This window comes from Paraburkholderia metrosideri (assembly GCF_904848625.1).
GTDB lineage: Bacteria > Pseudomonadota > Gammaproteobacteria > Burkholderiales > Burkholderiaceae > Paraburkholderia > Paraburkholderia metrosideri.
This window is the reverse complement of record NZ_CAJHCP010000039.1, coordinates 1-1371: the sequence shown is the minus strand read 5'-3', so window position 1 is coordinate 1371 and position 1371 is coordinate 1. Positions and strand designations below refer to the sequence as shown.

The following is a 1371-nucleotide window of genomic DNA, read 5'->3' as shown; positions in this document are numbered from 1 at the left end:
GAACCTGTCCGGATTTTTGTGTGCGAGGCGGTTAACGGAGTTACCCGCGTGCGTTGGTAAAACGCTCTCCAAACAGAATAGCGAACTGGTTCATGGCGCTCGACCAGTCGAATGCCGTTCGCACGGATTTGGCAAGCACATTGCGCAGCGCCAGCCAGAGCAACTTGATGGCGGCCTCGTCGTTGGGGAAGTGGCCGCGGGTCTTGATGATCTTGCGTAGTTGCATGTTCAGACTCTCAATGGCATTTGTTGTGTACACCACCCGGCGTATGTCGGGCGGAAACACGAAGAACGGCGTGACGTTCTCCCACGCCCGTCGCCACGACTGCACGATGGTCGGGTACTTCGCGCCCCATGGCCCTTCGGCAAAGGCCTCCAGGGCCTGCTGCGCGGCCTGTTCGTTCGCGGCGGCGTAGACCGGACGCAGCGCTGCGGCGACGCTTTTGCGATCCTTGTAGCTGGCGTATTCCAGGCTGTTGCGGATCAGGTGCACGATGCAGGTCTGCACGGCCGTGCGCGGGTACGCCGTGCCGATCGCCTCGGCCAGCCCCTTCAGGCCGTCGACCACCGCGATCAGGATGTCCTGGCAGCCCCGGGTCTTCAGTTCGTTGAACACCTTCAGCCAGAACTTCGCACCTTCGGTCTGCTCGATCCACAGCCCGAGCACGTCGCGCTGACCGTCGGCCTGGATGCCCAGCGCCAGATACACCGCCTTGTTGCTCACCACGCCGTCGCCACGGATCTTCACGCGCAGCGCGTCGAAGAACACCACCGGATACATCGGCTCGAGCGGACGGCTCTGCCAGGCGAGCGTTTCGGCCATGACTTCGTCGGTGACCGAGCTGATGAAGTCGGGGGAGACCTCGGTGCTGTAGCTTTCGGCCAGAAACGCCTGAATCTCGCGAACGCTCATGCCCCGGGCGTACATCGCGATAATGCGCTCATCGAAGCCCGTGAAACGCCGCTCGTGTTTGGGAATCAGGATCGGCTCAAAGCTGCCTTCGCGGTCGCGCGGCAGATCGACCCTGACCGGGCCGCGCTCGGTGATCACCGTCTTGCCGCTGGCGCCGTTGCGCTCGTTGGTCTGCTCAGAGGGCCTGGGCTGGCCGGGCCGGTAGCCCAGATGCATGCTCATCTCGGCGCCCATCGCCCGCTCGATCAGCGCCTTGTTGAACGCCAGCATCAGGTCCTGAACCTCGGCGGGCGTCATCGGGCCCTTCACCAGTTCATCGAGCAGCGCTTCAGGAAGTTCAGGCAGCGGCCCGCGGGCCGCTGCCTGAGAAGCGACAGTGCGTTTCTTCTTCATGATTGGCATATCCATGATCTTCATCCTTCATGATATGCCTCGCCCACGAAATTACGGATAGGCCC

At 62.7% G+C, this 1371-nt stretch carries 1 protein-coding gene; it reads right to left on the bottom strand.

The genetic code is table 11. The features are described from left to right. Positions 1–40: 40 nt before the first annotated feature. The gene (locus LMG28727_RS33855; RefSeq protein ID WP_407945897.1) at positions 41–1315 is read right to left on the bottom strand and encodes an IS256 family transposase; all 1275 of its coding nucleotides are present in this window, start codon (positions 1313–1315) and stop codon (positions 41–43) included. Positions 1316–1371: the final 56 nt, after the last annotated feature.